Annotated in this window: 22 protein-coding genes; 4 read left to right on the top strand and 18 right to left on the bottom strand. The window is 49.1% G+C overall.

What is annotated here, in order from left to right; translation table 11 throughout:
- Positions 1-18: 18 nt before the first annotated feature.
- Together HPY28_RS24410 and lplA are read right to left on the bottom strand one after the other, a co-directional pair.
- Positions 19-2,487 (bottom strand): toxin Cry1Ac domain D-VI-related protein, encoded by a 2,469-nt coding sequence (locus tag HPY28_RS24410; RefSeq protein ID WP_174231591.1) that lies wholly within the window; start codon positions 2,485-2,487, stop codon positions 19-21.
- Between the two features lie 108 nt (positions 2,488-2,595).
- Entirely contained in the window at positions 2,596-3,585 is a 990-nt protein-coding gene (lplA, locus tag HPY28_RS24405; protein WP_174231590.1) for a lipoate--protein ligase, read from the bottom strand.
- 239 nt (positions 3,586-3,824) lie between these two features.
- Here lplA and HPY28_RS24400 point away from each other — a divergent pair, with 239 nt between their 5' ends.
- The gene (locus HPY28_RS24400; RefSeq protein WP_174231589.1) at positions 3,825-5,582 is read left to right on the top strand and encodes a methyl-accepting chemotaxis protein; all 1,758 of its coding nucleotides are present in this window, start codon (positions 3,825-3,827) and stop codon (positions 5,580-5,582) included.
- A 78-nt stretch (positions 5,583-5,660) separates the two neighbouring features.
- Here the strand turns inward: HPY28_RS24400 and HPY28_RS24395 are convergent, their stop codons facing one another.
- Together HPY28_RS24395 and HPY28_RS24390 are read right to left on the bottom strand one after the other, a co-directional pair.
- Complete coding sequence (locus HPY28_RS24395; protein WP_174231588.1) at positions 5,661-7,424, bottom strand: sensor histidine kinase; 1,764 nt, start codon at positions 7,422-7,424, stop codon at positions 5,661-5,663.
- Positions 7,414-8,139 (bottom strand): response regulator transcription factor, encoded by a 726-nt coding sequence (locus tag HPY28_RS24390; protein WP_017251248.1) that lies wholly within the window; start codon positions 8,137-8,139, stop codon positions 7,414-7,416. The genes HPY28_RS24395 and HPY28_RS24390 overlap by 11 nt, the downstream gene beginning before the upstream one ends.
- 199 nt (positions 8,140-8,338) lie before the next feature.
- Between HPY28_RS24390 and HPY28_RS24385 the strand changes: the two genes are divergently transcribed.
- Positions 8,339-9,328, top strand: coding sequence for a M23 family metallopeptidase (locus HPY28_RS24385; protein ID WP_174231587.1), 990 nt, complete (start codon positions 8,339-8,341; stop codon positions 9,326-9,328).
- A gap of 71 nt (positions 9,329-9,399) precedes the next feature.
- Here HPY28_RS24385 and HPY28_RS24380 read toward each other — a convergent pair whose 3' ends face one another.
- The gene (locus HPY28_RS24380) at positions 9,400-9,999 is read right to left on the bottom strand and encodes a DJ-1/PfpI family protein (RefSeq protein ID WP_174231586.1); all 600 of its coding nucleotides are present in this window, start codon (positions 9,997-9,999) and stop codon (positions 9,400-9,402) included.
- A 133-nt stretch (positions 10,000-10,132) separates the two neighbouring features.
- Here HPY28_RS24380 and HPY28_RS24375 point away from each other — a divergent pair, with 133 nt between their 5' ends.
- A complete protein-coding gene (locus HPY28_RS24375; RefSeq protein ID WP_174231585.1) occupies positions 10,133-10,840 on the top strand; it encodes an ArsR/SmtB family transcription factor in 708 nt (235 codons plus the stop codon).
- Here HPY28_RS24375 and HPY28_RS24370 read toward each other — a convergent pair whose 3' ends face one another.
- The 10 genes from HPY28_RS24370 to HPY28_RS24325 form a co-directional block, all read right to left on the bottom strand.
- Positions 10,841-11,728 carry a DMT family transporter gene (locus HPY28_RS24370; RefSeq protein WP_174231584.1) on the bottom strand — a complete coding sequence of 296 codons (888 nt, stop codon included), beginning with the start codon at positions 11,726-11,728 and terminating at the stop codon, positions 10,841-10,843.
- A 96-nt stretch (positions 11,729-11,824) separates the two neighbouring features.
- Positions 11,825-12,970 (bottom strand): GNAT family N-acetyltransferase, encoded by a 1,146-nt coding sequence (locus HPY28_RS24365; RefSeq protein WP_174231644.1) that lies wholly within the window; start codon positions 12,968-12,970, stop codon positions 11,825-11,827.
- A complete protein-coding gene (locus HPY28_RS24360; protein ID WP_017251254.1) occupies positions 12,963-14,297 on the bottom strand; it encodes a F390 synthetase-related protein in 1,335 nt (444 codons plus the stop codon). Before HPY28_RS24360 ends, HPY28_RS24365 begins: the two co-directional genes overlap by 8 nt.
- Positions 14,285-15,139, bottom strand: coding sequence for an MBL fold metallo-hydrolase (locus tag HPY28_RS24355; RefSeq protein ID WP_254613194.1), 855 nt, complete (start codon positions 15,137-15,139; stop codon positions 14,285-14,287). The genes HPY28_RS24360 and HPY28_RS24355 overlap by 13 nt, the downstream gene beginning before the upstream one ends.
- On the bottom strand, positions 15,126-16,127 hold the full coding sequence (locus tag HPY28_RS24350) for an NAD-dependent epimerase/dehydratase family protein (protein WP_174231583.1): 1,002 nt from the start codon (positions 16,125-16,127) through the stop codon (positions 15,126-15,128). The genes HPY28_RS24355 and HPY28_RS24350 overlap by 14 nt, the downstream gene beginning before the upstream one ends.
- A 15-nt stretch (positions 16,128-16,142) precedes the next feature.
- A complete protein-coding gene (locus HPY28_RS24345) occupies positions 16,143-17,318 on the bottom strand; it encodes an ATP-grasp domain-containing protein (RefSeq protein ID WP_174231582.1) in 1,176 nt (391 codons plus the stop codon).
- Positions 17,308-18,303 carry a beta-ketoacyl-ACP synthase III gene (locus tag HPY28_RS24340; protein ID WP_017251258.1) on the bottom strand — a complete coding sequence of 332 codons (996 nt, stop codon included), beginning with the start codon at positions 18,301-18,303 and terminating at the stop codon, positions 17,308-17,310. The genes HPY28_RS24345 and HPY28_RS24340 overlap by 11 nt, the downstream gene beginning before the upstream one ends.
- Positions 18,304-18,483: 180 nt before the next feature.
- Positions 18,484-19,179, bottom strand: a complete 696-nt coding sequence (locus HPY28_RS24335) for a response regulator transcription factor (RefSeq protein WP_017251259.1) — start codon at positions 19,177-19,179, stop codon at positions 18,484-18,486.
- Positions 19,176-20,633, bottom strand: a complete 1,458-nt coding sequence (locus tag HPY28_RS24330) for a sensor histidine kinase (RefSeq protein ID WP_174231581.1) — start codon at positions 20,631-20,633, stop codon at positions 19,176-19,178. Before HPY28_RS24330 ends, HPY28_RS24335 begins: the two co-directional genes overlap by 4 nt.
- A gap of 27 nt (positions 20,634-20,660) precedes the next feature.
- A complete protein-coding gene (locus tag HPY28_RS24325; RefSeq protein ID WP_174231580.1) occupies positions 20,661-21,566 on the bottom strand; it encodes a hypothetical protein in 906 nt (301 codons plus the stop codon).
- A 174-nt stretch (positions 21,567-21,740) separates the two neighbouring features.
- Between HPY28_RS24325 and HPY28_RS24320 the strand changes: the two genes are divergently transcribed.
- Positions 21,741-22,619 (top strand): proline iminopeptidase-family hydrolase, encoded by an 879-nt coding sequence (locus tag HPY28_RS24320; RefSeq protein WP_174231579.1) that lies wholly within the window; start codon positions 21,741-21,743, stop codon positions 22,617-22,619.
- Between the two features lie 115 nt (positions 22,620-22,734).
- Here the strand turns inward: HPY28_RS24320 and HPY28_RS24315 are convergent, their stop codons facing one another.
- The 3 genes from HPY28_RS24315 to HPY28_RS24305 form a co-directional block, all read right to left on the bottom strand.
- Positions 22,735-23,721, bottom strand: coding sequence for a FecCD family ABC transporter permease (locus tag HPY28_RS24315; protein WP_174231578.1), 987 nt, complete (start codon positions 23,719-23,721; stop codon positions 22,735-22,737).
- On the bottom strand, positions 23,718-24,710 hold the full coding sequence (locus HPY28_RS24310) for a FecCD family ABC transporter permease (RefSeq protein ID WP_017251264.1): 993 nt from the start codon (positions 24,708-24,710) through the stop codon (positions 23,718-23,720). Before HPY28_RS24310 ends, HPY28_RS24315 begins: the two co-directional genes overlap by 4 nt.
- Before the next feature lie 71 nt (positions 24,711-24,781).
- On the bottom strand, positions 24,782-25,762 hold the full coding sequence (locus HPY28_RS24305) for an ABC transporter substrate-binding protein (protein ID WP_174231577.1): 981 nt from the start codon (positions 25,760-25,762) through the stop codon (positions 24,782-24,784).
- Positions 25,763-25,861: the final 99 nt, after the last annotated feature.

Raw genomic sequence — 25,861 nt, 5'->3', positions numbered from 1 at the left:
CGATGGACTTTGGCTTACTCATTGCTTGGGTTTTACAGGTGCTGTTGCTGTACCTTGTATAAGATTTCCGGCCTTATCCCTCAAGAAGCCTGGGTCAAAGGAAACCTTGCTCTGTTCCGTGATGAGAGACCCGTACGTGGTGTAGAACGTATCCTGGAACATTACGCGAATGGTGTTTCCTGACACCTGGAATTTGGCATACGCCGTTACCTCTCTCTTGTCGTCAAAATTCCCGGAAGGTGAGAATAACATTCTCAAATTGGGGTTCGGGTCATTTCGAAGTGGTTCTGACGCCGACAAGGTATAGGTTGTTCCCTCGCAGGTGACATCTGGAGACAATTGTGGGGGGGTAGCGTCAAATCCGACACTGATCTCCTCTGTATCCAACAAATTTTCACCCCGATACAGCTTAAACACTGCATAAGAGTTGTCATCTTCTATTACCGTTGGCTTTGCCTTGATCGTCACTCCATAATCTCCATGGGTCATTTCTAGCATTGACTCGTCGACCTCGACGGTGATGTATTCCTTTTCATTGATCACAAAACGGTCCAACTGGTTGTCATAACGATACGAGAGGGGCTGATTTTTTACAGATACCTCAAGATATTCGCTCAATGCCCTCTTGTCCATTGCTGGCTCCCACTTGTCGGCAATCGTAACTTGACGAGACTGGGTCGGAGCAATCGGCAGCTCGATCTCGGCATCAGGCAAGCGATCTATTCGTGGGTTGTTGAACAACAATTGTGCTTTTGCTATGTAGGACATCCAGTGTGTTTTTTCTGGGCCCTCACTCAGAAGCTCGACCTTGGCAAAGGCCGCGTCGATCATTTCCTGAGTAACCTTGGGCCTCAGTTCAACCATATCATTATTTGTATATAGCCCTTCTACTGCTTGCTTTGCTTCTTTCAGCAAATCTTTCCCGTTGTCCAATAACGTTTGCGCCTTTTGGATATCCGCTAACAGCAATACTTTTGTCTCCGAGCCGTCTTTCAGCTTTTCTACCTTTTCCTTCGCTGCATCGATCGTGCTCTGTATCACTCCTGGTTTTAGCCCTGTCTGGTTTTCATCGGTGAACAGATCACGAACGGCTTTTTTTGCTTCGATTAGCAACAAGTCGTCATACTGCTCCTGTGCCTTCTCAATATCGGCGAGCAGACCCGGCTTTTCCGATACACGATTGTCCAGCCCCTCGACCAGCTTCTTCGCATCATCGATCTGTTTCTGTGTCGTGCCTGGGCGCAGTTCTTCTTTTTTCCCATCCGTAAACAGCTCTTCGACTGCTCTCTTCGCTTTTAGCAGAGCCGGGATCGGCGGGGGATCGATTGGGGACGGAATCACAATGACGGGGTCTTTGAAACGAATGGAAAAACTGTCACTCGTGACATCTTCCTGTGCGCGCTTGATATGTCGCTTGTCGATCGTGAAGCTGACCTCTTTTACATTGTCCGCGCCTGTATGCTTCCTGGCCTGTCCTGTAAACAAAATGGTGAGCTCGTCGTCACTCTCTTGTTTGCTCTCAATATCTAGCCCGTCAGGCAGATTATGTACCTCGATATCATCGGCAGACAGTTCACCAAGGAACTTGCCGTTAGACAGCTTAAGCGTTTGTTTTGCCGTGATGCTGCCATCATTTGCTCCTGCCTCTTCTATCACCGCCTCGCTGACAGAAAGCGCGGGCAAATCAGGCAATTCGGCTCCATCTACAGCTATCTCAAAGACGGCCTCCGCCTCGTCCATTTTTGCCGTAATTTCTACCAGGCCTTCTTTCTTGGCTGTTACCTTGCCCTCAAAGTTGACGAAGGCAATTCGTCTATTGCTAGAGCTCCAGAACAGCTCCCGTCCAGTAACGATGCGGTCATTTTCATCAAATGCAACGGCGATCAGCGTTAGCGACTTATCCGTATGATCTTTGGTAGATAGCCGGGCATCCTCTGCGACTGCTACCAGCTCGATCCGCTCTGCTTTCGTCCCTCTTTCGGCGATTACGAATGGTTCTAATTCCTCTTCTTCGCCGTCATACTGCAAGCGTAGGGAAACCGTCTGTTCTTTTTTCGCTGCACGAATCGGTGAAAAACTGAGCAATACAAGCTGTTCTTCCTCTAGCCAGACAAAGTTTTTGATTTTGATTCGAGTGGGCTCTCGATCATCTATAGCGGCCGTCAAACGGAAATCCTTTGCAACAGGTGCCTTGTCTGGAGCTGTCTCCAATCGATAGGCAATGACGCCGTTGGTCGCTGTATGCTCCTCTGACTCTAGCAAGGACTCCCCTGACTGGTTCTCGTCTTCTCCTACTTCCTCTGATGCCTCTCGAACTTCCTCATCTGTTTGGTCTTCTGCTACTGACGGACTGGCTATGCCGATTGTCTGCCTTTCTTTAATCGGATAAGAAACGGCTGCATAGGCATTGCCGACAAAAGAAAGCAAAAAACCGGTGGAAACAACAGCCGTTAGAATGATTTTGGCCTTTGGCTGCTTTTTGCTCATATGTAAATACCCCCTCTTTTTCTTTTGTATGACAAAATCATGCAAACTAATGCTATCAGAGGAGGAAATGAAAAAAACCTAACAAAAGTTAGGTTTTTGATATACTTTTTAAACGAGTAATAGATCGACAAAAGACGCTTGATCCAGCTTCCCGAAAAACTCCTGAAGATTGATATCGGCCAGTCGCTCACTGATAGAGGAACGATCATACGGCGTATCTCGCAGCACTGCTTCCAGCTCTGCTACATCACGTACACCGAAGAAATCCCCGTATATTTTCACTTCTTTCATTTTGCCTTTCTCAATATCAAGCTGAATCTCCACGGTGCCGATATCGAAACGCTTGGATTGACGGTAATTGCTTTTCGGTGACTTGCCGTAGTTCCACTCCCAAGTCTGGTAACGGGAACGGGAAAGCTCGTGAATTTTCTCCCAATCCTCGTCAGTCAGCTTGTATTCTTCGATTTCTCCTTCTCCAAAAATCGAACGAAGTATCGCCAGCCGGAACTCTTCAATGGTCATCTTATTCACCAAAAACTCCGAAATGTTGGCGACACGGCTGCGAATGGATTTGATCCCTTTGGACTGGATCTTCTCTGCATTTACCTTCAGCGCAGACACGACGTTTTCCATCTCCGAATCAAAAAGCAGCGTGCCGTGGCTGAACATGCGTCCTTTGGTTGAGTACTGCGCATTGCCAGAAATTTTCCGTTCCCCGACCTGTATGTCATTTCGTCCAGTCAGCTCTGCTTCTACCCCTAATGTTTTCAAGGCTTGTACGACAGGAGCCGTGAATTTGCGGAAATTGTGGAAGGACTCGCCGTCATCATTCGTAATAAAGCTGAAGTTGAGATTGCCCAGATCGTGATAAACAGCACCACCGCCAGACAGTCTGCGAACGACGTGAATGTTGTTATCCTCTACATAGGTCGAATTGATCTCTTCAATTGTGTTTTGGTTTTTTCCGATAATAATAGAAGGTTCATTGATATAAAACAGCAAGTAGTCGTCACTGTTGGTCAAATGCTTCAGGGCGTATTCCTCAATGGCCAAATTGATCCGTGGATCTGTTATCCCTTGATTATCGATAAATTTCATTGGATAGCCTCCATCCGTAAGCGTTCTATCCTCCTATCATACCATTTCCTGCTGGTCTGTACTGCTTTCGAATCTGCTCATACATGCAGCAACATTTACTTATATAATTTTTTTGTGGATTTTTTGAAATTCCTCTATAAAAACGTTTTCATATTGTCGATATAGGACGTAAGTCTAGGGCAATCATCTTGGTGTTTTCTTTTCTAGATCAAATACTATGGACCAACGAGGTGTTCTTTATGAAAACAGCCAAGTTCTCCCGTTCAAGCTCTCTTCGTACCAAACTCATCCTGTTATGTCTCCTGCTAATGGCGATTCCTTGCCTTAACATTGGAATTCAGGGCTATTATTCTGCGAGCTACAGCTTGGACGACATGGGCAGTCGCATCTTAAAAAACAACGTGAACTTGACGATTGAAATGATTGATGTTCTCCAGAAACAAGTCGAAGCTGGCAAAATCAGCAAAGAAGATGCACAAGAGCAAGTAAAAATTCACATCCTCGGGCCTAAGCAATCGGATGGAACCCGCTCGATAAACAAAAATATCGATACTGGTGCTAGTGGATACATGTTCGTTCTGGATGAGAAAGGTGTCATGCTGGCCTCTCCTTCGATTGAGGGGAAGAATCAGTGGGATGCAAAAGATTCTGACGGTATCTTTTTTACCCAAGAAATGATTAAGCGTGGTCAGGAAGGTGGCGGCTTTACATACTATCAGTGGTTGAAGCCAACGGAGCCAGATGTTCTCTATCCAAAAATCGCCTACTCCAAACTAGACCCTCACTGGGGATGGATCGTAAGCGCCAGCAGCTACATGGAAGACTTCAATGCCCCTGCCGAAGAAGTGCTGTCTGATTTGATGATCGTGCTGGGAATCTCCTTGATCGTCGGATTCGTCGTCTCATGGTATGCCTCCGGGTTCATTTCCAAGCCCATCTCCTTGGTTGCTGAGCGCGTGAAAGAAATTGCCGGTGGTGATCTATCAGGGAAAGACATCGTGATAAAAAACCGTGATGAAATTGGGCAATTGGTACATGACGTGACCCATATGACAGAGAATTTGCGCCAGCTCATTTCTCATGTCCGCATCAGCTCTCTGCATGTCGCTTCTACCTCTGAGGAGCTGACGGCGAGTGCAGAACAGACGAGCAAGGCAACCGAGCAAATTGCCGTCACGATGCAAGAGATCGCCCTCGGAGCAGAGGATCAATCCAAAACGATCGATGGAACGGTCAAAACGATCAACGACATGTCTTCGCGTCTGCAACAAATTGCATCCAGTAGCGAACAAGTCTCTCTGACAGTCGATACAGCGAACATGCTGGTCTCAAGTGGCAATCAAGCGATTGACGGTGCCATCGCTCAAATGAATTCCATCAGCACGACTGTTCTTGAGTTGGCAGATTCAATCAAAATGCTTGGTCACCGCTCTTCGGAAATCAGTAAAATTGTTGAGGTCATCACCTCGATTGCTGAACAAACGAACCTGTTGGCGCTAAACGCTGCAATCGAAGCGGCCCGTGCTGGAGAGCATGGACGTGGATTTGCTGTCGTTGCCAATGAAGTACGTATCTTGGCCGAGCAATCAGCAAAATCTACTCAGCAGATTAAAGATCTCATTAGCGCGATTCAAGTCGATACGAACAAAGCCGTATACGTGATGGAAACGACGACATCTGAGGTTTCGGCTGGAATCGAAGTCGTACATGAAGCCAGCAAGGCCTTCCAGGAAATTTTGTCTGGAACGACAGAAGTAGCACGTCAAATTCAGCAAGTGACCACAGCCACTCATCACATGACGACCGGAGCAGAGCAAGCTGTCCATTCCATTGAAACTATTGCCTCCACTGCTGAGACAACGGCTTCCGGAACACAAAACATTTCCGCTGCTGCTGAACAACAATTAGCCTCTATGGAGGAAATTTCGTCTTCTGCTGCTTCCTTGTCAAAAATGGCAGACGAACTGCATGAATCGATTCAGCAATTTAAGGTGTAACCATATAATCTTGCAAACGAAAAAGGCTGCCTTTGCTGGTCAACCCTGACCTCGCAAAACGCAGCCTTTTCTTCCTATTTAAGCCCGAGGCGGTTGCTCCGCTTCCCACGTAATCGCAATCGTCGTCCCCTGCCCGACAGCAGTTTTCACTTCGAGGGAACCACCAAACGCTTCCACTAATGCTTTAGTAATGACCATCCCAAGACCAGAGCCTTCCGTCCTGGACTCGGTGTCTGTGCCACGATAATATCTCTCAAATAGTCGATCTGCTGTTTCTTCATCCATCCCACTACCATTGTCGCTAAAAATGAGCACAACTGTTGATGGCTCGACAGCCTGTACGCTGATGGATACAATTGTACCGCTTTTATTATGAATCAAGGCATTGGCAACCAGATTATCCACGATTCGCTGAAACCAAGGCTTGTAGATGAGCATGTAAACAGGCTCGGCAGAGGGGGTAAACCGGATGCAGCCTTCCGGGTACAAGGGATGTTTGGCTGCTTCCGTAATGGCTTCAGCCGTGCAACCATTCAGGTCAACGAGCTCTACTGAAGGAGCTCCTTGTCCGTTCCTCAATCGATACGTCAGCGCCAAATCGTTGATCAAGTCTTCCATATACGCTGACTTGTCCAAAATAATTTTCGCGAAAGTATGTACCTCTTCTGTCGTCCACGTATACTCAGCATTTCCTAACAGATGCGCGTATCCTTTGACAGAGGACAACGGCGTTTTTAGATCATGAGAAACGCCTGCGATCCACTCATTTCTCAATTGCTCCGTTTCTTGGCGCAGCTTTTCGTTGCGGTAAAGCGTTTGTGACAAGGAATCCATCGAGTCAATCACATCTTGGTAGATACGATATTTGCGCTTTCTCTTCCCTCGCTTGTCTTGGCTGAGTGGAACACCATCCGCATTGGCAGGCTCCTCGTACTTTCCTCCACGCAGAAAGGTCAGCCACCGTAATACGTGAACAATCGGTGCGCCAAATCGCTGTCCGAACAAGTAGGACACAATCCCGAAGACGAACATCGCCGATAAGAGCAGCATGCCCATTCCGATGAAAAGGGCCTTACTTTCCGGTGTCAATAGCGGTTCTTCCCCAGGAGTCGTTCCTGGCAACGGATAACTGAGTACCCAGGTTTGGCCGCTTTTTTGATCATAGTGCGATACGATTGTTGCTCCGTAGCGATCCGGGTATATCGAGCGTAGCGCCAGCTCTTCCACAGAGAAATCTTTGATCGCTTTTGCAGGCTTATTGAATGAAGCCAGCTCTGCTCCCTTCGGGTCCAGGAGCTGTACCCAGCCCTCTTTACTCTTCAGTTGGTTTTGGATGCTTAGAGGAAGCATGATCTCGTTATTTTTCAGATCAGCCTCCTTAATCATCTGCTGCAAGAAATCGTCATCGCGGTTCGTCATCCCATACAGCAAGGTGTGTACCACGCCGTCTTTTTCCTGTATCCATAACGATAACCGATACGGAAACGGGCTTTTCCGGAGCCAATAAGCCGTTAATTGACCAGGACCGTAATAACTGGGTACGTCAGGCGGGGTAAAGAAAGAGTCGGTGACATAACCCTTTTCATCAATCCGCTGAAGCCACCCCCCGCTATCTCGCACCTTCTCCAACAGCTTCGGGTCAAAACGTACATCCTCTCCCTCTACTTCAATGGTCTGGATCAGCCGCTGTAAGCCGACACTCTCAAATTCACGTGAGGACTGTACCTTTGTCATTTCTTCAAGCGTCCAATATAACGTAAACCCGGCTAACACAAAGAGGATGAGGCCAACCAGCACCAGCCACATGATCAGATGGAGCGCGATTCTGCTCTTAATATTCATAAGGAAGGCCCTTTTTCACCATTTTGTACCCGAGTCCCCTGACGTTCACCAAAAACTCCGGTTGCGCTGGATCGGGCTCGATGCGCTCCCGAATCCGGTGGATATGTACCATGATGGTGTTGTCATCACGTAAGCTATTCACGCCCCATACTCGCTCGTACAGCTCGCTTTTCGAATATATCCGATTCGGATTTTTACACAAAAATAGCAACAGTTGAAAAACAAGGGACGGACAAGGAATGACTTTCCCCTCCACATAGAGCTCCCCTGCTGCTTCATAGACTTGAAAACGACCAAAATCATAGACCCCTTGAACGGGTGCTGTCGGTACGACTGGGTTCAGTTTGCGCGTACGGCGAAGCAATGCCTTGATACGTGCGACGATTTCCATCGGATTAAACGGCTTCGTCACGTAATCATCCCCACCAACGGCAAATCCGGTCAGCTTGTCAAAATCGGTATCTCTCGCACTCAGGAACAAAATCGGCGCATCAGTCAGACGGCGGATGAATGGACATGCTTCTATGCCGCTCATGTTCGGAAGCGTTACGTCCAAGACGATCAGGTCATAGCTTTTTCGTTCGCATGCACAGAGCGCCTCCTCAGACGTTTTCACCTTGTCGATCGAGTGGAATCCTTCTTTGTGCAGTACGGTCTCAAGCAATTGGAGAATGGCTTGCTCATCGTCCACGAGAAGGATAGTTGCATCTTTCACGATCACTTCGCTCCTTTTGCGCTTTTGCGTTATCCTCCATTTTATCATGCGTAGTGTCAGCGCGCGTCCACAACAACCTTAACGGAATCATAATTTTGCGTACGTTCGATTTAAGCATCCTGTAAGGTAGCGTTTCATGTCCGATAAGAGTGGCTTTCTATAATAGAGCTAACGCTTAAAACAAGATAGGAGTGGCAACATGAAAAAAGTTTGGATTTCACTCGGTGTAGGAGCAATTCTGTTGACAGGATGTGCTACGCAATCAGAAGCAACCGCAATACCCTCTACTACTGAATCCCCCACAAAGAAAGAAGAAGGTGCAAAGTCGATGACGGTTAAAACGGAATCTTTTGTGCAAGCTCTCCATAACGGAAAAATAGAGGATGTGTATGAGCAAACAAGCTCGTCATTCAAACAGCAGGTTTCAAAAGCACAATTTGTAGAAGGGTATACTGCTTTTAGCAAGGGGTTGAAGTCGTGGAATCACCATTCCCACACGTACGTAAACGGCAGCTATTATGATACCTGGGTGGATCAGGACGCCAAACGGGGTCTCGTCCTTACGACGGATGAAAAAGGGATCATTACAGGCGTTTTATTAAAGCCATTGCAAAGCTACCCTGACACCGACAATGCTATGACAAAGCTGGCGTATAGCGCCCCGTTTACAGGTGAGTGGTATGTGTTCTGGGGAGGTCAGAATGTCCTTTCAAACTATCACTACGAGGTGGAAAGTCAACGCTATGCATACGATCTGATTCAGGTCAAAGACGGATTATCCTACAAAGGTGATCCAGCGAAAAACGAGAGCTATTTCGCATTCGGGCAAGAAATACTCGCACCGCAGGCAGGAACCGTCGTGCATGTCGTCAATGATATCAAGGATAATGTCCCTGTCGGAGCGATGAACGCGCAGCAGCCCGCTGGCAACGTCGTCATCCTCGATCATGGCAACGGAGAATTCAGCTATTTCGCCCATTTGAAGGAAGGCTCCGCCAAGGTAAAGGTTGGCGATCATGTGAAGAAAGGGGATTTGCTTGGGGTATGCGGCAACTCTGGTAATTCCAGCGAGCCTCATCTGCATTATCAGGTTTCTGACGGCAAAGATTTATTCAACAGCAAATCCATTCGCGTGCAATGGGAGAACGGATTGAATCCGCGTCAAGGCGAAAGCATTACCGCGAAATGATCGTATAGCTGTTCATCAGCGGCAGTCCATCACTTTTTCTTGTATCCAAAAAGATGGGCTGCCGCTTTCATTTAGAGGACAATATCATACTCCATTATCTTCGCAGTCTGTTCTGCTACTTCCGCGCCTACTAATCGTTTGATGATGTGAAAGGACATATTGATACCCGCTGAGATCCCAGCAGATGTCACGATATTTCCTTCATCCACGAATTTTACTCCTTTTTGCACAACGACTTCTGGAAATTCCTTTTCCATTCGATCGAGACTGGCCCAATGGGTCGTTGCTTTTTTACCTGTTAATACCCCTGCTTTTGCAAGTAAAAAGGCACCTGTACATACAGAGGCCATCAGCTCCACCTGCTGCATTTGCTCTCGAATCCAATTGATTACCTGCTCATTATGCACTTCTCGTTCCCTCGCACCTATCCCACCAGGAATGATGAGAATATCAAAAACAGGCATATTGGCAAAACTGTAATCAGGTTGAACCTTCAGACCATTCAGCGTCTGAATCATACTCCCTTTTTCCGATACCGTTTTTACACGAAAAGGTATATGGCTGCCATTTTCCATAGATGTCACCGAGAATACTTCAAACGGACCTGCAAAATCCAACACCTCCACATCGTCAAACAAAAAAATTCCTACTCGCCATTGCTTGGTCTCCATGTAGATCTCCCCCATCCTTGTTTGGATATATTTTACAACAACTATTTACGGAACATCTCTTGTTTTTTTCACTGTAAGAATCTGCTAGAGTCATGGGTAAGAAGAGAAAAAGGATGAGGAGGTCCACTGTCTGATGAGTACCAGTCCGAATATTATAGAGGTCGCGTCCCTCATAGGAGAACCATCCCGCGTCTCCATCCTGGTCAGCCTGATGAACGGTAAGGCACTCCCCGCCAGTGAACTCGCCCGAAACGCAAAAGTCACCCCCCAAACGGCAAGCACGCATTTGGCAAAGCTGGTGGAAGGCGGTCTTTTGGTCAGCGAATCGCATGGCCGACATCGCTACTATCGCCTAGCCAACCCCGAAGTCGCCCAAGCCATGGAATCGTTAATGACTATCGCTGCACCTAAGCCGGTTCGCTCCTTGCGCGAGTCCGATCAATTGCGAGCCATCCGCTATGCTCGCACCTGCTACGACCATCTCGCAGGCGAAGTGGGCGTTGCCCTGACGCAGAGAATGCTGGAATTGCAGTTGATCGAGGCATCCGGTCAAGACTACGTGCTCAGTGAAGCCGGAAAAAATAAGCTACAATCACTCGGCGTAGACCTTTTGGCCAAGCCGAAGAGCAGGCGTCGTTTTGCCCGTCCGTGTTTGGATTGGAGCGAGCGTCGCCACCACTTGGCAGGCAGCCTCGGCGCCTCACTCACTAACCGATTTTTTGAGCTTGGCTGGATCGAGCGAGTACCAGGAGGGAGAGCAGTCCGTATCACGCCGTTAGGCAGCTCTGGATTTATGACCGAGTTCGGACTGCATGTGGATGAATGCAAAAAGCACAGCTAGCTACTCTGCCAGCTGTGCTTTTTCACTCATTTGCCTTCGCGGAGCAAACGTCCAATTCACCAGGAAAATCCCTGCGAAAATCAACAATCCGCCCATATACACATGCCATTGCACGACCTCACCGAGCAGCAACCACCCCGACAAAACACCGAAGAACGGAGCGAGGAACAAGAAAGCACTCGTCCTGCCCGGATCTCCGTGATTCAGCAAGTAAAACCACGTCGCAAACTGCACAATGGAAGCCATAATCGCGAGCCATAGGACGACGAACACAGCGGTCGGTGTCACAATCAGCTTCGGCGTTTCCAGCGTGAACCCTATAACAAGGAGAAGAATTCCTCCGAACAACATCTGATAGGCAGTCATCACCCACACATTGAAGCGGACTCCCCACTTTTTGACGAGAATCGTAGCAATTGACCACGCCAGGGCGGACCCGATGCCGAACAACGTCCCAGTCTCCCATTGCAGATGGAAACCCAGCGTGATGAACACCCCAACTAATCCAATCAGAACGCCCATCCATTGCGTCAACCGATAGGATATTCCTAGAAACAGCGTTCCCCATATGACCACGAGCAGTGGGTTCATAAACGTCAGGATCGAGGATTCACCCGCTGTAATTGTACGCAGACTCAAAAAGATACACCCCATGACGGCGGCCGTCTGCAAAAATCCGATCAAACACAGCTTCCCCCAGTCACCCGCCGACTTCGGAAGCGGCTTTTTCCATACCCACGCTCCCATGATCAGTCCTGCTAACGTAAAACGCAGTCCTACCAGCAGCAATGGTGAAAAATAGGCCAATCCAATTTTTCCTACCGCAAAAGACGAGCCCATCAATGATGTCGTCACGACGACAAGTATCCCGAACAAAATTCGATTCATGGTTGTTGTTCCCCCGTTTCAGGCAAGCTACTTGTTTCTACTTACATGTAGTGTACCTGACGGTTAGTTCGATGAGGGTCGAAGTGTGCAAATGGTTTACAGTCGGTACTTCTCCACCATTTTGATCCCGATTTGATTCAGCAAAACAGCGAGTACCTTCCAGACCAATTGACGATAATACGGCAAATGTTTGACAAACACCGCTGTATATTCCGGTTCCCCCTCGGCTCCCCTGTCCGCTTTGAAAGCACCTACGCCCGCACTTTGATGGAGCAGGATGCCCTTGCTCTGTGCTTCTTGTACCAAGAGGCACGACAGCATCCGATACAGCCCGGTCTCTTTGGGAAGCGTCGTATCATAGCCAAATAGCGGTGTCGTCATCACACCATTTCGCTCAAAATAGCCAAGAATGCCGTCCAACCGTCCGTCTTTTTCCAAGCCGATGAGGGTCAATGTCCTCTTTTGCATCGCCAGTCGGACGAACTCCACCGAAAACTGTGGATTATGCTGGGAGTATTTATCCAGATACAGCGCGTTATATAAAGCAACGATTCGCTCGACATGCTGTTCTCCCAGCTCCTCATGACGCAGGATGCGATAGCCGGATTTGGCAAGCATTTTCCGATCGCGGTTGAGCGTATTGCGGACCCGCCACTTGCCCTGCGCTGGCCAATCGGGGTGAAACAGGTAGACGTAGCGACTGGGAACCATGAGATAGCCCTTCTCTACGAGTCCCTTGTAGAAATCCGGGTACAGCCTGCGACAAACAGATCGAAACGCGATGATATGACCGGGGAACTTTTGGATGCCGTTTTCCGTGATGTCCTTCACTTCATCTGCACGCACATCATGATACAGATTCGTCGATAACAGCCAATTGTTGACGATGACCATTTGGTTGCATTGGCTTTTTTTCATCCAGCGTCCAAGCCCTGTGAGTACAGTCGACAATACCCGCCTCAACACCCCTGAATCGAGCATACTTAGCTCTTCCTTCGCGTACGTCACGTAATGGGTAAACACCGAACTGACATACGAATTGTCGTACTCGGTATCGTTCACCGTTACGGGCATGATCCGATCGCCTACACGGAGTACATGCATCCGCGTCTGTACATTTTGCACATAGCGGGATGGTTGTTCTGTCATCATGGGCAACAAATAGCTTTTGGCGTAGTCGGCATCCTGCGCCTGTTCCCAAGGGATTTGCCCCACCGAGGTCCCTTCATACCATTCAATCAATGGCCTGCTCACCTTGAACAAACATCCTCTCTACCCGCCGCAATTTTTTCGTACCGAGATTCAACTCGTACGGCGCAAACACAATCGCAGGCAATTGTCCTTGCTGATCGGCAATGACTCGCTCCAGACCTTGGCGTACTCGCTCCTGCTCTTGCGTGGACGGTCCGTCTCCATCCTTCATGAGCAGTGCTACCTCCACTTGCTCATAGCTTAGCTGCCGTACCGTATACTCTTCTATCGCATCAGATGAGGTAATGACGGCACGGCGGATGAAATCAGGAAAGACCGATACCCATCGGGCTTCCGTTTCATGGCGAAAAACAAACAAATCATCTGCCCTGCCCTCAATCGATTCCAGCGCCATAAATACAGAGCCGCACGGACATGGCGTACGTTTTTCCGTCAAAATGTCGTTCAAACGATAACGGATAATCGGCTGTGTCGCCCGGGAAAAATCTGTGATGATCGGAAAGAAACGCTCCTTTTGCTCATCGAGATACTCCTTTTCCACCACCACGATGTCTTCATTGACATGCAATGTCCCGTGTGAGCAGCTCACCGCAAGCAGCCCTTCTGTGCATTGATAAATTTGATGCACGATCTGCCCGAACACTTCTGCGATGTATGTTTGATCCAACGGGTCCAGCACTTCTGCCACCGAGATCACCTTGATCGGAGATATCCGCAATTTCCCTTGACGCTGGGCAGTCGCGAGCATTCTCAACATCGAGGCGGGCGCAACCAACACCGACGGCTGATACTGATTCAGGTGATCAAGGTGCTGATCGAGCGGTATTTGCAGATCGAAGAACGAGAATTGAATGCGACGCCTGTTGACCGCCGTATACAGGTTGCTATTCGCTCGCAAGAAAAAAGCAACCCGCTGTGTCGACCATAGCTGACCAGGCAGTGCTTTCGCCAAAATCACCCCTGCCCATTTCGCCTGCTCCTGCGGTCCCACGAGAAAAAGCCCGCGATTACCAGATGTCCCAGAAGATAGTCCTACGGTCACACCGTTTAATTGGGGAGTGAAATCGCGTGTCGTTTCTGCTTTCAGTCCAATCGCAAATGCTTCTTCCTTCTTGATTCCGCACGTATTCAACTCGTCAAAATGGTCCATCATGTGCTTTTTATCAATCGGCTCCATCTGTCTCCATTGTTCTGGCGCTCCCAATCTCTTTCGGTAAAAAGGAGAAGCTGGCAAAATGCGAGACAACATCGCTCTGACCTGCGCTTCTTGCCATTTTACCAGCTGCTCACGCGAGGAAAAACGCCGGGCAAGCCACTTCGTTTTTACATACTGCTTCAAGAGCGTCATGATCTCCATGTGAACTCTCCTCTGCTGGCCTGCCAGACTTCCCCGCAGTGTGTCGGCATGATTTTCATGTCGGGACGTTGGCGGTATAGCACATGCAGCTTGTGCAAATGCTCGCGATACGCCTGTCGATCCGCCATGATCAACCTAGCCAGCGGGTGAGGCAACAAGTTGCCGCGATAGGCTTCACTCGACCAAGCGGCATCCGCACACAAAAATACATCTCCATGATCCCGATCGCGCAGGAACACACCAAACTGCCCGATTGCATGTCCGTTCAGATCGACAATGTACAAACTCTGATCCGCAAATAAATCATAGCCTTCGGTGTATGGCGCGTAAGCCTCTGGCAATGCCACTAGCCCTCCTAGATCAATGAAAGTCACCCGTTCTTCGAAATCGTCAGGCATCAAATCAGGCAAATACGCCTCCCGTAGCGCCGCCCACCCCGTCTTTCCCTTGACGTGGTTGTAGGCACTCTCAAAGCAGTATAGTCGCGCATGCGGAAAATCGCGCAAACCGCCAATATGATCCGCATGAAAATGGGAAATAAGAATACCTGCTATATCTGTCGTTTTGATTCCACGTGCTGCGAGCTGCTCAGAAATACTCTCATGTACCTCCGAGAATACGGGGGTTATTTTGCCGTATAGCGAATAAGGAAGCTTGCTCGTGGCTTCAAAAAAGCGCTGCGAATAGCCCGTATCAAAGAGCAGCAAGCCATGGACGGGATGCTCGATAAGCCCTACGATGGCGTGAAACGGGATGTTTTTCATCCGGCCGCCTTTTCGGGAAAACATCTCGAGCTGCTGGCAGTAGCCCGTGTCCATCAGCGTTAGTTTAACGTCCATCATGCGTCCTCCACCAATCTGTAAACGTCTCGATGCCCTCGGCAATGCTCACCCGCGGTTCATAGCCCAGATCGCGCTTCGCCTTTGAAATGTCCAGGGTTTGTGATTTGGCGAGCACGCCTACCGAGTAACGCGTCAAAACCGGCTCGCGATAGCCCAAAACGGTCTTGGAGAGTGTCTCCATTACCCAAGCTGCCGCATACGCCTTCCAATATGGCAGCTCGCGCGTTTTCAGTGGAACTCCCAAGCGACGAAACACATCTGACAACACCTCAATCATCGTCACTGGTTCCCCATTTGTAATGTTGTAAGCCTGTCCCAATGTGTATGCTGGAGAATCCATGCACAAGATCAGCGCGTCCACGACATTTTCCACATAGGTCAAATCAATGATCGCCTTGCCTCCGTCGATCAGCGGAACGAATTTCTTTTCATTGGCGCGGATCAATCTGGGAAGAATGGCATTGTCCCCAGGGCCAAACAAGGCCCGAGGACGAATCGTTATCGTCGGAAGCCCTGCAAGAAACGCCTTGTCGACTTCCAGCTCCGCCTGGTATTTGGTCTGTGCGTATGTATTAGCAAACCGTACGGGCATCGGCTCATCTTCGCGGATACCCAGCTTGTCGTCAAAAGCAAAATAAATACTCGGCGTCGATACATGGACCAGACGCTCTATGCCGTGTTGCTTGCAGCCCTCGATGACATGAATGGTCCCTGTCACATTCGTCTCGTACATGTCACGATACGTTCCCCACGGGGAGGAAAAAGCAGCCGCGTGATGCACGATGTCCTGATCGTGGCAAGCCTTCAGCATGGCTTCTCTGTCTCTTAGGTCTGCCCGAAGGAATCGAATGCCTCGCTCCTGCAATTGTCGGCCGATTCGCTCGTCTCGTCCTTGCGCTGTTACCTCATAGCCCATTTCATGCAGTCGTGTAGCCAGCTTCTGTCCGAGAAACCCCGTCGCCCCTGTTACTAGAACTCGCTTGTTCATTTCTTCCTCACGTCCTTACGCCTCTTCTCCGTTCCATTCGATATCGCTCGTACTGCAAGCGATCATGCTTTTTCTCGTTCGAAAGCTCTGCCAAGCCAAATCTGCCAGCATGGAGAACTGATCAAAAAAAGGCCATGGATCATCCCACCTAAACAGTACATCCCTCGCAGAAAGCAGGTCGCTCACCCAACGCTTTGCCTTCTTGCCATTCGTCATGCCAGCAAGGCCGTATGTCAGCATTGCCATCCCTAGCATGCAAGCTTGTTTTCCAGCAGGGACAACGGTTTTTCCCCGATCAGAAAAGTAAGCAGTCGCAGCCTCTTGCTGTCCTGTAAACAAATGCACACCGCTTGTCAGGCGTGGATTGCATTCGATCACGTATAGCTCTCCCTGCTCATTCTCAATGAAATCAAACGCGATTTGTCCGCTTAACTTATGCCGTTGCACGAAGCGACTAACAAATTCTCTTACCTGTGGATGGGCTGAATAGGCGAAGTGAATCGAGGCCCCTTGCCCTGCTGTATGTGTTGTTTCGTAATCGGCGTACAAGGCGAGCTGCCCATCCTGAGCAACCGCGTAGCTGCACATCTGTTTTCCTTTTATAAACTGTTGGACTAGCCATGGCTGCCCAACTGTCGGTTCGGGTAGCATAGACTGCCCTGCCGCAAAGGACGGGTCTGCCACGATCTGTACATGAGCGGCAAAGCGCGAATAGACGGGCTTCAGCACAACAGGCCCGCTTGCTTGTAGCATGGCCTCCCGCAGTTGAGCAGGAGATTGTACCCGAACTGTCTCTGGAACCAGTGCTCCCACCTCGCGCGCCATTTCGGCAAAAAGCCATTTGTCGTGCAACGAACGCAGTACCTCGATACCTTCTACAAGCACTTCACCAAAGTCAAGCAAGCGATCCCGCCCGCGCGAGACGTAGAATATCTCTTCACAAGTCGGGATCAACAGATCGATGCGCTCGCGCTGCATGATTTCGCACAGCTTTTCGATATAAGCATCGGGCTGCTGACGGGGAGGAGGTACTTGGTAGGAGCGCCCTACATAACGAGAGTGCTGGCATAAATGTCGCCGCGCACTCTCCGCTACAATGACTCGATGTCCCGCAGAACCCAGCAAACGCGCCAGCTCTAACGTAGCTGGAGCTCGTCCTCCTGTCAGCAAGACTGATTGTTTAGTATTCAAGCACAATTCCTCCGAGAGACAAGCCGGCAGATGTGCCCAGCAGCATCAGGTGATCGCCTCTCTGTACCCGATTCTGCCCAATCGCTTCATGCAGCGCCATTGGAATGGAAGCTGCGATGACATTGCCATGCTCTGCTAGAATGTTCACCATTTGCTGGTCGCTAAAACCGAGCTTGCCTGCCATGATCCGCATCGCCATTCCACTGGCCTGATGAGGAATGACTGTACGAATTTGCTCCTTGGTTACGGAGGCTCCGGACAGCAAGCGATCCACAAATCCGGTAATCAGCTGTGAGGTCAGGCGAAAAATTTTTCTTCCGTCCATATCAAATGCAAAGTCTGCTTCTCTTCCTTGCGCAAATTGGCTCGGGTGGATCAGCGTACCGCCACCCCTTATTTCGGAATAGTGCGCCCCTTCACTGTATGTTTTCATACTTGAACCCAAGATGCGGGAGCTTTCTGTTTCAGGCGTCCTGCCGATGACAACAGCCGCAGCTCCATCTCCGAACAACACACAACTCTCTTTTTGCTCCCAATTCAAACCTGCGGAGGATATCTCAGATGAAATAATCAAAACTCGCTTGTAAATACCAACCGCCATCTGGCACGACATCACATCCAGCGCAGTGACGAAGCTAAGGCATGTCGCATTTATATCAAAGCAAGGAATACCTGATTTGCTTAGTTGAAGCTCTTCCTGAATCAAGGCAGCCGTGCATGGGATTTCCTGTTGCGCCGTTCCGCTTGCACATACGATACAATCGATATCGTGAAGAGAGAGGCCCGCCGCTTCCAAAGCACGCCTAGCAGCGATGGCTCCCATCTGTGCTGCCGTTTCGTTCGTTACAAAATGCCTGACGCTAACCCCGGACTTTTTCTCTACCCATCCAGCCGCAAGTCCCAGCTTTTCTTCCAGTTCTGCTGCTGTCACACGCCGAGTGGGCAAGTATTTCCCTGTTCCGAGGATTTTGATTTTTCTCTCCATGATCTGTGTCTCCCTTAGCTCGCGTTACTCACACACTATTCGACATCTGCCATTTATTTTACCTAAGTTTGTCGATTTTTGGTAAACAGAATAAACACTTGGTACGAAATACCCAAGTGTTTACGTATGCAGTATTTCTTTATTGCTCTCACAAAAGATAGTTCACTCGTTTCCACCTATTTATAGTAAAAATCGATAACCGACACCCCACACCGTCTCGATGTATTGTGGCTTAGCCGGATCGCTTTCTATTTTTTCCCGCAGCTTGCTGATATGCACCGTCACCGTCGCGATATCCCCGTAGGAATCGAGACCCCAGATTTTTTCAAACAGTTCCGTTTTGCTAAATACCCAGTTCGGGTGGGTTACCAAAAAGAGCAGGAGGTCGTATTCCTTGGAAGTGAAAGCTACTTCGTTTCCATTGATATAAACCCTCCGCGCCAGCTTGTCGATGCGAACCCCACGAAGCCTGATCTCCTCTTTTGCCGTACGCGGTTTGGAATCGGAGACGAGACGGTCGTAACGGGCTAGATGGGCTTTGACCCTCGCTACCAGTTCGCCCAAGCTAAACGGCTTACTGATATGATCGTCGGCCCCTAGACCCAGACCACGGATCTTGTCGATGTCTTCCTTTTTAGCGGAGACGAGCAGGATCGGAATATTTTTGGCTTTCCGGACTTGCTTGCAGATTTCAAAGCCATCCACGATGGGGAGCATCAGGTCTAGAATCAGGAGGTCATACTCCTCTCGCAGTGCCTTTTGTAGGCCCGTATCCCCGGAAGTAGCGACATCGACCGAGTAGCCGTTTGCCTCCAAGTAATCCTTTTGCACCTCTGCGATCACCGTGTCATCTTCAATAATTAAAATGTGTTTCATTCCATGTCACCCCCGGCTCTCTTGAGATCTGGCAAGGTAAAACAAATGCGGGTTCCGCGTCCGCTTTCACTCTCCGCCCAAACACGACCACCGTGCCCCTCCACAATTTGTTTGACGATGGCGAGTCCAAGACCACTGCCTCCCATGGCCGAATTACGCGAAGGGTCCGCCCGATAAAAACGGTTAAAAATATGGGGCATGGCTTCTTTTTCAATTCCTGTCCCATTGTCTGAAATCGCCACAATCACTTCACCGTCAGCTTTCTCCACTTCCAATAGGATCAGCTTCTCGTCCTTGTTCAAGTACTTCAGGCTATTGTCCACGATATTCATGAGCACGCGATGAAGTTTTTCCTGATCAGCCATGACTGGAATCGGACTTTCCTTATGCTCGTCATAGCGAATAGAAACGCCGTTCATCCGCGGATCTAGCCGCAGCTCCTCGGTAAACTGAGCCATATATGCTCGCATATCGACTTCTTCAAAGTGAAAGGGAAGCTTGTTCAAATCCAGTCTCGAGAATAAAAATAGCTCATCAATCAGACGGTCCATCTGTTCTGATTTGATGGCAATCATCTTCATATATTTTTCCCGCTTCGCTTCCGTATCCGCAATCCCTTCCTGAACCGCTTCCACACAGGCTTTGATTCCTGTTATGGGTGTTTTTAGATCGTGGGAAATACTAGAAATCAATTGTTTACGATTTTCTTCATACTGAAGCTGCAAGTGGATCGAATCATACAATCTGCCACGCATCTCTTCAAATGCTTCTCCCAGCTCTCCTAGTTCATCTTTGCGATGGAGTTGAACAGGGCGCTCCAGATTACCTTCTTTCATTTCGTTCGCTGCCTGCTTTAATGCGTACAAAGGTCGAATGATACTGCGTGAAACAAGAAACGTTAGTACACCGTTCGTCAGCGCCACAATCGTTAGAAGACTGAGAATCAATGCGATAAAAAAATAAATGCCTGTCTGCATAAATGGGAAAGAATTTGCGAGGAAGTAGAGCTTTCCTTTACTCTGATCAGCAAAAGTAAACTCGTACGTATCAAACGTGTAGCTGTCCTGTTGAAACTGCTTCCAGCTATGCATGCGCCCCTGATCCGGCTGATCCTGCAAATAGTCAGGCAAGTCAGCGTTATCAATCGACTGGGAGAGGAATAGTACTTTTTCGTCCTTTGTCAGTATCAATGCTCCGCCAACTGCTTGTAGCTGCTCATCCGTCTCTGTTAGCATGTTCTGGTTCGTCAATTGATTGGGAGCGTATTTGGCCATGAATGTGACACCAGCAAACAACTCGTCTCGTTTATTGAGAGTATCACGAAGGAACGGTTTGCCTGCTTCTCGTTCCCCCCAAAAGTAATTCGCCAATCCCGATGCCACCAATCCAAACAAAACAAGGGGGATAATAATCATGGCAATATAGGAGAGCAAAAGTCTTGTTTTGATCGACATGGTTCATCACCCCCTTGTAGTCATGGTTTACTCGGAATCGGAATGCTTCGTCCAGCCTTTTCTCCATTTGTTCTTCATGTCCTCACGGGAAACCTTCTCAACTTGCTTGCCGGTAAGATCGATGCGATCAGGTGTGGTCGTACCCAGATCGGACAAGCGGATATCCAAAGAAAGCTGGAGCTTGTGCTCTTTCCCAGACGCGTCCGTTCCCGAGAGGTGCACCACAGCAGATTGCTGTTCGATTTGATTTTTTTCGTCGATCTTGGCGTTCAGCCATACTTGGTCCACTTGAAAATCCTCTTGCAAGTGAGGAAGCTGGACAGATAGATGGTTTTCAGAGGAAGACGCTTCTTGACTATGTTCGGCGAGCTTATCGTAGAGAATAGGTCCGGCTGCTTGAATAAATGCCGGAATTTGCGTTTCGGAGAGCTGAAGCGACGTACGCTTGCCTCCATCCGGTAGATTCTCAACGGTCGCGTTTTTTCCGAGATCGCCGAATACCGTAGCAAACAGCTTATGCATCATGGCGCCGCGTTTATTATCGTCGTCATTTTCTGGTTGGTGTCTTCTATCCATTTTTTCCATGACCCGATAAACGTTACTATCCCCTTTTTTAACCACAACTTGATCCTTTTCCAGAAAGGCCTGCATGCTTTTCTCGCCCAGCGTGTCTGTAAAAGTCGCATCTACATTTCCGATGTGCTGGTTATGATCGATCTTTGCGACTCCCTCCAGTGTGAGCAACTTCGCTCCGTTGTCTGTGAGTGATAGCTGCGCGTGGGCCGTCATGCTTTTCGCTTCCTTCGTCTGATGCAGGGCTGATTCATATACACCCATCGTCGTGCTATCCGCACTCGCTGATGCCCCATACCCCCAAATCAATGCTCCTGTGACTCCAACCGACAAGCCGATACCTAACCATTTTTTTCGCATGATGATCCCTCCTATTTTCATCGAAAGCAACTGTCATCGCTTTCTATACCAGTGATGATAAATAGAGGGTCTAAACACGCTCTAAATCAATTCTAAAAAAAGTGTAAAAACAATTCCATATGCTATATTGAAAGAAGAAGAGATCAGCATGAACCTGAAGTGGAGGCATTATCTATGAGCATGCAAGAAGGCTATATTGAAGTTCCTGGCGGAAGAGTATGGTACAGTCGTGTCGGCGAAGGGGAGAAAACGCCTCTGATCGTCCTTCACGGAGGACCTGGCAATACGCATGATCCGCTCAAATCAACGCTTCATGTCTTAGGCAACGACAGACCCGTCATTTTCTACGATCAGCTCGGGTCAGGAAATTCCGATCGCCCAACTGATCTGACTCTTTGGAAAACCGAACGCTTTGTGGAAGAGCTAGCTTGCATCAGACAAGCCCTTGGTTTAAAAGACGTTCATATCCTGGGGCACTCGTGGGGCACGATGCTAGCAGCAGCCTATTTGGTGGATGCTAAGCCGGAAGGGGTACAGAGCATCATCTTCTCCAGCCCATGCCTGAGCGCAGAGCGTTGGAAGCACGACGCAGATCGTTTAATCGAGCAATTGCCAATGGATGTGCAACAAACCATTGCCACACACGAAGAGCAGGGCACAACTGATTCACAAGAATACCAGGATGCCATGAAAGAATACTACAAGCGCCATGTGTGCCGCCTTGATCCAATGCCAACAGTCATGACAGAAAGCCGTCCAAAAGCAAACAAAGAGGTTTACATGACGATGTGGGGACCTTCTGAGTTTTGCCCGACAGGGAATCTGAAAACATTCGACTACACACCAAAGCTACATCAAATCAACATCCCTTCCCTGTTCGTTTGTGGCCGTTACGATGAAGCGACGCCTGAATCGACAGGTTATTATCAGTCTCTGGTGCCAAACGCCGAGCTCCATGTCTTTGAGAACAGCTCGCATGTCGGCTATTTGGAAGAGACAGACGAATACCTGCAGGTTATCCGCAGCTTTTTGCAAAAAGCAGATACGAAATAAAAGCGCCGCAGCCTCGCTGGCTCTACCTACTATATTTTACCATTGGTTCTCTTAAGAGAACCAAGCAGGACCGAATCTCGCAAGCATGTCCTTTTGCAAGATTCGGTCCCTTCTTTTATACTCCTCTTCTTTTCTCTCGTCCGATCAAATACAAGAAATACGGCGCCCCAATGACAGCTGTCACGATGCCCACGGGAACCTCCATCGGCGGCAAAAGCCATCTGCCTAGCCCATCAGCGGCGACCATGAGCGTAGCACCGAGCAGAGCAGCGACTGGGAGAAGAAGTGTGTGCTTCCCACCTACCAATCGACGAGCGATATGCGGTGAGAGCAGACCCACAAACCCGATGGAACCGACAACCGCCACACATGCCCCTGCAAGTGCGACAGAGGTTACCAAAAGGACAACACGCAGGCTCGACACATCCTCGCCCAAGCCTTCTGCTACATCATCTCCGAGAGACAATACGTCGAGCCGGTACGCCAATAAATAAGCAATCGGTAAAAAGACGAGTATCCACGGAAGCACCGCCCATACGTGTTCCCATCCCCTGCCCCACAAGCTGCCTGCCATCCAGAGCAGTGCCGCATTGACATCCCCCGGATTTTTGACCATCAGGTATTGGATGCCCGCCTGACAAATGACCCCGATGGCGATCCCTACCAGCGCTAAAGTAGCGGGCTGGACGCGTTTTCGCGCGGTATATACATACAAAATAACCGCGACAACTGCCGCACCCCCAAATGCCGCTAACGGTAGCAAATAAGCAGGAGATTTTGGAAAAAGAAAAATAACGATGGCAGAGGCGAGCCCCGCTCCTTTGGTGATGCCGATTACATCAGGAGAGGCCAAGGGATTGCGAATCATTCCTTGTAAAATAGCACCGGATACCGCCAAGCCTGCTCCAGCAAGCATGCCGAGGACAACACGCGGCAAACGATACTCTCCAATAATAAAGCTATGATTTTTCGGCCCCGTCCCGAAAAGCGACTCGACTACCTCACGCGGCGATATGGACACCGCCCCAGTTCCGATACTGATAACAGCGGTGACGATGAGCAACAGAAGTAAGGCAGGTGCAATACTTTGTCTGCGTGTCATGAAGCTCTCCTCTCCTTACCCACTAAATAGAGGAAAAAGGGAGCACCCAGAAAAGCGGTCACGATGCCTACTGGCGACTCATACGGATACGCGATGAACCTGGCAAGAACGTCGGCATAGACCAACAGCAATGCACCGAGCAACGCTGTAATCGGGAGGTATAGCTGACTCTCTCTCCCTAGCAAAAGTCGGGTCAAATGAGGCACCATCAATCCGATAAAGCCGATCGGACCAGCAACGGCAACAGCCGAGCCTGCGAGTACGATGACAATGATTCCACAGATCGTCCGTACCCGAAATACATGTTGTCCAAGATTTCTGGCCACATCCTCACCCATACGCATAATCTCGATGGAGCGAGCCATATAAAATGCAAGCACGAGCCCCGCGATCGACCAAGGCAGCACACGGTTCACATCCGTCCAATCTGCTCCATCCAATGACCCTGCAAGCCAAAACAGGACTTGATCGGTAGAGTGCTGATGAAACAAGATGAATGCCTCTGTAATCGAAGCGAGAAACAGATGGACGGCTGTGCCAGCCAAAGCCAGCTTAACAGGAGTCATCCCCCCAGCCGCACCGAGATAGTACACCGCAAATCCACCTATGACAGCCCCGCCAAAAGCGAGTGGCGCTAAAAAAGGCACCGGGAGATTTGGCAAGAGTACCAAGACAGCTACGACAGCCATCGATGCACCTGCGTTAACCCCAAATGTCTGTGGAGAAGCAAGTGGATTGCCTGTCATTGCTTGCATAATCGCACCAGCCACACCGAGTCCGGCCCCAATGATTACCGCCAATAGCGCTCTTGGAAGCCTGAGCGTCGTCACAATCAAATGCTCCTGAGATGTAGAGGGGGCAAAAAGGGATTTTACGCCACTCACCAACCCCATGTCTGTCCAACCAACCGAGATACTGACGACTAAACCAAAAACGAGCAGGAGCATTCCTGCCGAAAGAACGATGCCCGCCTTTGAAGCTCCCTCCATAGGTACAACCTCCTCCCGCAAAAACGACGGGATCGATGTCAGCTATGACACCCATCCCGAAAAGCTTCCTCTTATTTGCTAGAAAGAAGCGTTACTGCTTCCTCCGAACTTAACTCGGATCCGATCAAGCCCCGCGACAGCGCCCATTTATTGCGTGCTACTTCAAACACCTTGCCATTTTTTACGGCGTTGATGTTTTGCCAAAGTGGGTTCGTCTTCCATTCATCCACAATCGTCTTGTCACCTGTTTTCATCAAAAACAGTACGTCTGGATTGAGGGCAACCAGCTGTTCCAAATTCGTTTTTGGATACGCCTCTTCACTCTTTGCCGCATCCTCCAACCCGAGGTATTCCATCAAAGAACCCGCATAGGAAGCATTGGAGTGAGCAAAGAATCCGGTCGGGTTCACTACTGCTGGCAGAACCTTCAGCTTGGCATCTGTTTTTGGCAGCTTCGCTTTGATGGCCTCCATTTTCGCTTGATGCTCGTCTAGGCGTTTTTTGCCCTCTTCTTTCATGCCCACTGCATCCGCGATTACGGCGTAATTAGCTAGCATATGCTCATAGTTCGCTTGGTGGTCATTCAGTACAATCGTCGGTGCAATTTGCTTTAATTTGTCGTATACAGCCTTGTGCTTGTTCAAATCTGCAATGATGAGATCAGGAGCAAGGGAACTGATCAGCTCCATGTTTGGTTCGTAACGAGAACCGAGTGATGTATAAGTTCCTACTTTTTCTTTCACCTCAGGGATGATCAGATTCGCATCACTGTCATCAGAGATTCCTACAGGAGCTACACCCAATGTCGCCAAAGCATCTGCAAAGGAAAAGTCCATCACGACAATGCGCGTAGGCTTGCCCACAATTTCCGTTTCCCCCAGCTCATGCTTGATCACTCGTTTTTCACTTGAAGCTGCTGGCGTAGACTCTGTATGGGTCGCAGATGCTGGAGCTGTTCCCTCTGCATTTTGTGTCGCTGTACCGCAACCACTCAAAAAGACAGATACCATAAAAATAAGAAGAAAGCCGGGTAACAACAGTCTTGCTCTCATGATGAGAAAACCTCCTACCAAAATAAAACTCTATCGAAATTGAAAATCATTTTCAATAGAGATTATATCGATAGCCACTATACCATACCATGAAGAATC

Source organism: Brevibacillus sp. HB1.2, assembly GCF_013332495.1.
Classification (GTDB): domain Bacteria; phylum Bacillota; class Bacilli; order Brevibacillales; family Brevibacillaceae; genus Brevibacillus; species Brevibacillus porteri.
This window is presented reverse-complemented; position numbering and strand designations above follow the sequence as displayed.

Excerpts from the sequence above, each read along its gene's own strand:
- HPY28_RS24410 (WP_174231591.1), bottom strand. The coding sequence starts at position 2,487 with ATGAGCAAAAAGCAGCCAAAGGCCAAAATCATTCTAACGGCTGTTGTT.
- HPY28_RS24335 (WP_017251259.1), bottom strand. The coding sequence starts at position 19,179 with ATGAAACACATTTTAATTATTGAAGATGACACGGTGATCGCAGAGGTG.
- HPY28_RS24325 (WP_174231580.1), bottom strand. The coding sequence starts at position 21,566 with ATGCGAAAAAAATGGTTAGGTATCGGCTTGTCGGTTGGAGTCACAGGA.
- HPY28_RS24370 (WP_174231584.1), bottom strand. The coding sequence starts at position 11,728 with ATGAATCGAATTTTGTTCGGGATACTTGTCGTCGTGACGACATCATTG.
- HPY28_RS24305 (WP_174231577.1), bottom strand. The coding sequence starts at position 25,762 with ATGAGAGCAAGACTGTTGTTACCCGGCTTTCTTCTTATTTTTATGGTA.
- HPY28_RS24310 (WP_017251264.1), bottom strand. The coding sequence starts at position 24,710 with ATGGAGGGAGCTTCAAAGGCGGGCATCGTTCTTTCGGCAGGAATGCTC.
- HPY28_RS24395 (WP_174231588.1), bottom strand. The coding sequence starts at position 7,424 with ATGAATATTAAGAGCAGAATCGCGCTCCATCTGATCATGTGGCTGGTG.
- HPY28_RS24400 (WP_174231589.1), top strand. The coding sequence starts at position 3,825 with ATGAAAACAGCCAAGTTCTCCCGTTCAAGCTCTCTTCGTACCAAACTC.
- HPY28_RS24360 (WP_017251254.1), bottom strand. The coding sequence starts at position 14,297 with ATGGAGATCATGACGCTCTTGAAGCAGTATGTAAAAACGAAGTGGCTT.
- HPY28_RS24385 (WP_174231587.1), top strand. The coding sequence starts at position 8,339 with ATGAAAAAAGTTTGGATTTCACTCGGTGTAGGAGCAATTCTGTTGACA.
- HPY28_RS24320 (WP_174231579.1), top strand. The coding sequence starts at position 21,741 with ATGAGCATGCAAGAAGGCTATATTGAAGTTCCTGGCGGAAGAGTATGG.
- HPY28_RS24375 (WP_174231585.1), top strand. The coding sequence starts at position 10,133 with ATGAGTACCAGTCCGAATATTATAGAGGTCGCGTCCCTCATAGGAGAA.
- lplA (WP_174231590.1), bottom strand. The coding sequence starts at position 3,585 with ATGAAATTTATCGATAATCAAGGGATAACAGATCCACGGATCAATTTG.
- HPY28_RS24350 (WP_174231583.1), bottom strand. The coding sequence starts at position 16,127 with ATGAACAAGCGAGTTCTAGTAACAGGGGCGACGGGGTTTCTCGGACAG.
- HPY28_RS24355 (WP_254613194.1), bottom strand. The coding sequence starts at position 15,139 with ATGATGGACGTTAAACTAACGCTGATGGACACGGGCTACTGCCAGCAG.
- HPY28_RS24330 (WP_174231581.1), bottom strand. The coding sequence starts at position 20,633 with ATGTCGATCAAAACAAGACTTTTGCTCTCCTATATTGCCATGATTATT.
- HPY28_RS24340 (WP_017251258.1), bottom strand. The coding sequence starts at position 18,303 with ATGGAGAGAAAAATCAAAATCCTCGGAACAGGGAAATACTTGCCCACT.
- HPY28_RS24380 (WP_174231586.1), bottom strand. The coding sequence starts at position 9,999 with ATGGAGACCAAGCAATGGCGAGTAGGAATTTTTTTGTTTGACGATGTG.
- HPY28_RS24315 (WP_174231578.1), bottom strand. The coding sequence starts at position 23,721 with ATGACACGCAGACAAAGTATTGCACCTGCCTTACTTCTGTTGCTCATC.